This is a genomic window from Clostridia bacterium, from assembly GCA_017620395.1.
GTDB lineage: Bacteria > Bacillota > Clostridia > Oscillospirales > RGIG8002 > RGIG8002.
The window spans coordinates 1-5,691 of sequence record JAFZQJ010000005.1 but is presented as its reverse complement, the minus strand read 5'-3'; the positions used below and the strand labels follow the sequence as shown (position 1 = coordinate 5,691).

Genomic DNA, 5,691 nt, shown 5'->3' with positions numbered 1-5,691 from the left:
GCTCCGTCGCCGAGCAGCTCGCCTCCGCGATCGAAGGCAAGGCCGCCGCGTCGCACACGCACACGAAGTCGGAGGTAACCGATTTCGCGCACGCGCACGCGCAGAGCGACGTAACGGGGCTCGTTTCCGCGCTCTCCGGCAAGGCCGCCGCGTCGCACACGCACACGAAGTCGGAGATAACCGACCTGCCCGACGTGCAGGAGGTGGACGCCTCCGACGTAACCTACGACGAGGAAGGCGACGAGATCACCGTCGCGACCGCGCTGGATTCGCTTTTTGAGGCGGTGCGGGCGGAGCGTTTCGGAGAATACTCCGGAACGCTTCTCGCCTCCGGCTGGAGCGGGTCGCACGCGCCCTTCACACAGACCGTTTCCTGCGCCGCCGTGACGGCGTATTCGCACGTCGTCGTCGGCGCGGCGGAGACCGCGACGGACGAGCAGTACGGGGAGGCGTGCGACGCGTGTCTGCGCTTCACCTGCGTTTCCGGAGGCGTCGCCGCGAAGGCGTACGGAGATAAACCGTCCGTCAACCTGCCTATAAAGATCGGAGTGATAAAATGAGCGCTTATTCTTTGATCCCGTGGAGAACGTCCGGCGGCTCCGGAGGAGGGCCCGACCTTTCCGGCATTACGGCGGGCGGGGATCAGATACTCGCCGGGTATCAGTCGGTCGACCGCAACGGAGACGTGGTCTACGGCGGGATATATCCGCAGAACGCCGACCCGGTATTCACGAACTCGGCGGAGTCGCTGGAAGGCCCTGAGGTGCTGGCGGTCGAACTGCCGCAGACCGGGTACTACCTGAACGGCTCCGCGGGCGGCTTCGGCATCTGGCTGAGCTGGAGCGACCTCGCCTCCGCGATCGGCCTTACGCCGCAGAAGCTCAAATCCGGCGTCACCGTCATAGGCGTGACCGGAGTATAAAACGGCGCAGTGGTATTGCCGCCTGCGGCGGCAGATATAAGGAGAAAACACATGTCAAAAATCGTAATCGACTGCGGACACAACGCGGTCGGCGACCGCGGCGCGAGATGCGCCGACGGACGCACCGAAAACGAACTCAATCAGGCCGTGTCGAAGCGGCTCGCGCAGCTGCTCACCGCGGCGGGGCATTCCGTCGTTTCGATCGGCAACGACGCTTCCGGCGTCGTCGACCGCGGCAGATGCGGCGCGAATAACAACTGCGACCTGATGCTTTCGATACATCACAACGCCTACGGAAAGGGCGCGAACGGCACGAGCGTCATCAAGTCCGTCTTCGCGGACTCCGCCGCGCCGAAGGCCGCGCAGGCCGCCCAGCTCATTCTCGACGCCGTCTCCGACTCGATCGGCACGCGCCGCCGCAACGGCGGCAAGCCCTCGGTCAAGTGGAACGGCGCTCACAACGCCGACTACTACGGCGTCATCCGCGGCAACGGGAAGCGCAACACGGTCATCGTCGAATCGCTCTTCTGCGATAACCCGTCCGACCTCTCGCGCTGGGATCCCGAGCACATCGCCTCCGCGATATGCGGCGCGGTCTGCGCCGTCTTCGGCAAGCCCGCGAACGCCGCGGCCGCGAAAGAGGAAACGCCGGAGCGTCCGCGCTTCGCCGTCGGCGACCTCGTGGAGTTCAGCGGCGGCGCTCACTTCGTCTCCTCCGACGCGGTCAAGCCCACCGGAGGCACCCGCACGCCCGGCAAGGCGCGTCTGACGAAGATCGCGGAGGGGCGTCCGCACCCCTACCATCTCATCGGCACCTCCAGCAACGTCTGGGGCTGGGTGGACGCCGCGCAGGTCGGCGCGGCGGGAGGCGCGAAATGAGGAACAGACTGAAATCGTGGGTCTTCTGGTCGTCGCTCGCGGCGCAGGCGCTTTCGCTGCTCGTCGCGGCGGGCGCCGTTTCCGTCGCGCAGTCGGAGGCGGTCAACGCCGCCGTCGCGGGCGTTTTGCAGGCGTTCGTGAGCTTCGGCGTGCTGAATAATCCCACAAAGAAAGACGGATTTTAATGAACGAATACGTAACGCATGCCGAATGCAGACGGCACCGCGCCGAGATCGACCGCCGCCTCGCCGACGGCAACGTGCGCTTCGCCCGCATAGAAACGCGGCTTGACAGTCTGCTGCAGATAACACGCATCATCGCCGGCGCGGTGATCGCCGGAGTGGTAAGCCTGATAGTGCTGCTGCTGACGAGATGACGCCGACGCGTCACCGCTGTCATCCCGAGGGCGAAGCCCGAGGGATCCCACACCTTTCGCAGCCGTCTGCATAAGGAAGGGGATTCCTCGTCGGAGGCGCTGCCTCCTCCTCGGAATGACAGGATGCGCCGCCTGCGGCGGCGACAACCCCTCAGTCATTTTTGCTCCGCAAAAATGACAGCTCCCCTTGCACAGGGGAGCCGGTGCGCCGCCTGCGGCGGCAGTGATATTATGGCTTCGCCATAGTGATATTGACGCTTCGCGTCAGTGATATTGCGCCTGCGGCGCAGTGATATTGCCGCCTTCGGCGGCAGATATAAAGGAGAAACACCCATGACCATAAACACTACCATCGCCGCGGTCGACGGGCTGCGGCCGAACGCCGCCTCCGCTGAGACGAAGGCAGCGTGGATCATCGCGCTCGACGGGCGCCTCCGCGCCGAAGTGCTGGGCGCTCAGCCCCGTGCGCTGACCTGGCCTGAGGACGCGGACGCGGAGCTTTCCGCCGCCGCGCCCTACGGCGAGCTCTACGTCCTCTGGTGCGCCGCGCAGCTCGACCTCGCCTCCGGCGAGACGGCGCGCTACTTCAACTCGGCGGCCGCCTTCGAGAAGCTGCTCGACGCTTTCAAGCGGCAGTCGGCGAAAAACTACGCCCTCGACTCCGGGGGCTTCAGAAACGTGAGGTTGTGATATGCTCCCGAAGCTCCCTTACAGAGAAAATAAAAAGACGCGGCAGACCGCGTACTTCGGCGGTCTGAACCGCACAGACCTCGCGAAAGAGGGCGAGCTGACCGACTGCGCCGGACTCACCGCCGAGCGGGCGCCGTACCTCAGCCCGCGCTACTCCGACCGCATCGCGCACACCTTCGGCGTTCCGCACGGCATGACCGCGGCGAACGGGAAGCTCTACGTCGCCGCCGATACCGACCTATGGGAGTTCGACGGCAGCGTCGCCACTCGCGTGATGACCGGCCTGACGGAAACGAAAAAGCAGTTCGCGTTCATCTCCGGAGCGCTCTGCGTTTTCCCGGATAAGAAATACTACCGCCCGTCGGCGGGCGAAAGCGGCTCGCTCGAACGCGTCGAGACCTTCACGGGCTTCGTCCTGACCGACGGCGCGCTCACGCGAACGGACGGAGTCGGGTTCGGTTTCAAGGTCAACGACGGAGTCGTGCTTTCCGGCTCGGGGCTGGCGGAATGCAACCGCGTTTCCGCGATAGTGAGCGAGGTCGACGGCGGCACGCTGACCTTCAGCGGAGCCGCGTTCACGCCGCAGTCGTCCGCCTCGGGCGAGGTGACGGTCAGCCGCCTGCTGCCCGACCTCGACTTCGTCTGCGAGCACGACAACCGCCTCTGGGGCGCGGCGGGCAACCGCGTTTACGCCTCCTGGCTCGGCGACCCGACGAACTTCACCGCCTACGACACCTCCCACGCGCAGGCGAGCTACTTCGCCGACGTCGGCACCGACGGTCCCTTCACGGGGATCGCCTCCTGCCCGTCCTACGTCGCGTTTCTGAAGGAGAACTGCATCCACAAGCTCTACGGCTCGAAGCCGTCGAACTTCCGTCTGACCGTCTCCCGCGTGACCGGCTGCGAAGCCGGCAGCGGCGGCAGCGCGCTCGTCGTCAACGATAACGTCGTCTACAACGGAGCCGACGGGGTCTACGCCTACAACGGCGGCGAGCCGGAGTACCTCTCGCAGAAGACCGGCCGCCTCGGCGCGGACGCGGTCGGCGTTTCCCTGGGCGGCACGTATTACGTCGCCGCGACGGAGGGCGGCGCGCGCAGGCTTTTCACCTACGACCTGCGGCGCGGGATCTGGCTCTGCGACGGCGAGAAGGACGTCTTCGCGCTCGCGGCGTTCGAGGGATCGGTATGGTACCTGACCGGCGAAGGCAAGCTTTACGAGCTCGGCGGCGACGACGTCGTCGGCGGCTGGAGCGCGTCGCTCGTCCCCTTCGTCGAGGACGCGGGAACGCGCCGCTACCTGCGCGTGTTGCTGAAGATATGGCTCGCGGAGGGCGCCTCCGTCAAGGTCACCGCCGACAACGGCGGCGGCCGCGAGTCGGTCTACCTGCGCCGTGCGGACGAGGACTGCCGCTACGAGCTGCCGCTCCCGTTCTTCACCGGCGGCTCGCTGAAGGTGAGCCTTTCCGGCAGCGGAAAGTGCCTTATCAAAGGCATCATCCGCGAGTATCTCGAATAGGGGGCGGCGCGATGATATTCACTCAGAAGCTCGGAAGCCTTGACGGCATGGATACCGAACGAGCCGTCCGCGCGGTCGCCAACTACGTCCGCGCGCTGCAGGAGCAGCTCGAATACACGCTGACGACGCTGGACAGCGACAACGTCATCGAGATCGACACCGACCGCACAGCCGTTGCCGGCGGGCTGACGCTGGACGGAGGAAGCTGGAACTGACGCGCCGCGCCGGTTCCGGTGAAAACCAATAATGAAGAAACGAGGAGCGAAACGAAATCATGACAATAGATGAATGGATCGACAAATACTACGCGCCGTATCAGAACGCCTACGCGGGGCGTGTCGCTGCGGCTCAGCAGCGGCTTGACGAGGTGCGCGACGGTTACGACTACGCCTCCGACCCGCTCTACCTCGCGTATGCGAGGCAGTTCACGGGCGAAGGGAGAAACGCCGCGCTCGACGCTTACGGCGACGCCGCCTCCGGAGTCGGAGGCATGCCCAGCAGCTACGCCTACGCCGCCGCGCAGCAGGCGAAAAGCTACTACGACTCCAAGCTCGCGGATAAGATACCGGAGCTGTGGGAGCTCGCCTACGACGCCCGCCTCGCCGAGCTCAACGCCCTGAAGGGGGATGAAAAAACCGCCTACGAACGCTGGCTTGACGGCGTCGAGGCGGGTTATAAGCTCTGGCAGGAGGAGAACGACCGCGCGGTCGAGCAGGCGAACCTCGAGATCAAGCGCCGCAACGCCGCCGTCTCCGAGGCGAACGCCGCGCTCCGCGCCGCGCAGGCCGCCGCGAAGGGCGTAGGCGCAGGCGGAAGCGGAGCGGCTTCGCCTTCATCCGCGCCCGCCGCCCCTTCCGCGCCCGCGAAGACGGAAACGGCTCCGTCGGCTCCGCGCACGCCGCGTATCGGCAACGCGGGGGTTTTCCCCGCGCCCGTCGGCACCTCCGGCGCGTCCGCAAGGCCGATAGAGCAGCTTGAGGCGTACGTGCATAAGCCGAGAAGGATGAGAATATAAAAGCGGTGATTTTCGGCGCTTTTTACGTGTGCGTTTGGCGGCGCCAACGCCTCCCCTGTGCAAGGGGAGCTGTCGAGACCTGCGAAGCAGGGCGAGACTGAGGGGTTGTCAGCTTCCTCAAAGCGAGCGCTTGATTGCACAACCCCTCCGTCAGTCGCTCCCTGCGGTCGCGCCTGCCACCTCCCCTTGCACAGGGGAGGCGTTGGCGCCGCCACACGCACACGTAAAAAGCGCCGAATATCACCGCTGTTAGATTCTCATCCTTCTCGGCGTATGCACGTACGCCTCAAGCT

The 5,691-nt window shown here is 65.6% G+C and carries 9 protein-coding genes; all 9 read left to right on the top strand.

Going from position 1 to position 5,691, the window contains the following annotated elements; genetic code table 11:
- The coding region (locus J5441_00810; GenBank protein ID MBO4933699.1) for a hypothetical protein at positions 1–560 on the top strand (560 nt) is incomplete at its 5' end.
- On the top strand, positions 557–922 hold the full coding sequence (locus J5441_00805) for a hypothetical protein (GenBank protein MBO4933698.1): 366 nt from the start codon (positions 557–559) through the stop codon (positions 920–922). The genes J5441_00810 and J5441_00805, both read left to right, overlap by 4 nt.
- A 51-nt stretch (positions 923–973) precedes the next feature.
- Positions 974–1,801: an N-acetylmuramoyl-L-alanine amidase gene (locus tag J5441_00800; protein MBO4933697.1), complete on the top strand. Its 828-nt coding sequence runs from the start codon at positions 974–976 to the stop codon at positions 1,799–1,801.
- Entirely contained in the window at positions 1,798–1,986 is a 189-nt protein-coding gene (locus J5441_00795; GenBank protein ID MBO4933696.1) for a hypothetical protein, read from the top strand. The genes J5441_00800 and J5441_00795 overlap by 4 nt, the downstream gene beginning before the upstream one ends.
- Positions 1,986–2,177 (top strand): hypothetical protein, encoded by a 192-nt coding sequence (locus tag J5441_00790; protein ID MBO4933695.1) that lies wholly within the window; start codon positions 1,986–1,988, stop codon positions 2,175–2,177. The genes J5441_00795 and J5441_00790 overlap by 1 nt, the downstream gene beginning before the upstream one ends.
- Positions 2,178–2,510: 333 nt before the next feature.
- Positions 2,511–2,867 (top strand): hypothetical protein, encoded by a 357-nt coding sequence (locus J5441_00785; GenBank protein MBO4933694.1) that lies wholly within the window; start codon positions 2,511–2,513, stop codon positions 2,865–2,867.
- 1 nt (position 2,868) lies between these two features.
- Positions 2,869–4,383 (top strand): hypothetical protein, encoded by a 1,515-nt coding sequence (locus tag J5441_00780; GenBank protein ID MBO4933693.1) that lies wholly within the window; start codon positions 2,869–2,871, stop codon positions 4,381–4,383.
- Between the two features lie 11 nt (positions 4,384–4,394).
- On the top strand, positions 4,395–4,598 hold the full coding sequence (locus J5441_00775; protein ID MBO4933692.1) for a hypothetical protein: 204 nt from the start codon (positions 4,395–4,397) through the stop codon (positions 4,596–4,598).
- A gap of 59 nt (positions 4,599–4,657) precedes the next feature.
- A complete protein-coding gene (locus tag J5441_00770) occupies positions 4,658–5,398 on the top strand; it encodes a hypothetical protein (protein MBO4933691.1) in 741 nt (246 codons plus the stop codon).
- Positions 5,399–5,691: the final 293 nt, after the last annotated feature.